Source organism: Curtobacterium sp. MCBA15_016, assembly GCF_001865105.1.
Lineage (GTDB): Bacteria > Actinomycetota > Actinomycetes > Actinomycetales > Microbacteriaceae > Curtobacterium.
This window is the reverse complement of record NZ_MJGR01000019.1, coordinates 1,806-2,512: the sequence shown is the minus strand read 5'-3', so window position 1 is coordinate 2,512 and position 707 is coordinate 1,806. Positions and strand designations below refer to the sequence as shown.

The window sequence follows — 707 nt, the reverse complement described above, 5'->3', positions numbered from 1 at the left end:
CTGTTCGACCTCGCCCGTGCCGCGAACGCCTCGCCGGTGCGGGCCGCCCGCCGCCGGTCCACGACCCCGAAGACGCTGCGTCCCGGCCTGCAGTACGCGCTCGACGCCTTCACCGGGGGACCGGCGTTCATCCGCAACGACCGCCTCGACGTGCTCGGCGCGAACGCGCTCGGACGGGCCCTCTACGCCGACCTCTTCCGGAAGGCCGAGCGCCCGAACCTCGCCCGCGCAGCGTTCCTCGACCGCGAGTGGTCGGACGCGTTCTACCCGGACTGGGACCTCGCCGCCGACCAGAGCGTGGCGATCCTCCGGGCAGCCGCGGGGCACGACCCGCACGACCGGGAGCTGCAGGACCTCGTCGGCGAGCTCTCCACGCGCAGTCCCGAGTTCCGGACGAAGTGGGGCGCGCACGACGTCCGCCGGCACGGCACCGGCGAGAAGCACTTCGTGCACCCGGTCGTCGGCGCGCTCGACCTGCTGTTCGAGGGCTCCCGCCTGATGAGCGACCCGGCGCTGAGCTTCCTGCTCTACACGGCCGAACCGGGCTCGCCGACGGCGGACGCGCTCCGCCTGCTCGGATCCCTCGACGCCACCGAGCGCCGGGACGCGGCGCACGCCGCCGACCCCGCTGCGGCGGACGGACGCGCGTGACGACGGCTCGCTGACACCGGGTCGCGACGCGACCACCCAGCGGACGGGAGGCGCGG

Annotated in this window: 1 protein-coding gene; it reads left to right on the top strand. The window is 75.2% G+C overall.

Going from position 1 to position 707, the window contains the following annotated elements:
• The coding region (locus BIV03_RS08490; RefSeq protein WP_071295359.1) for a transcriptional regulator at nt 1-651 on the top strand (651 nt) is incomplete at its 5' end.
• Nucleotides 652-707 lie beyond the last annotated feature (56 nt).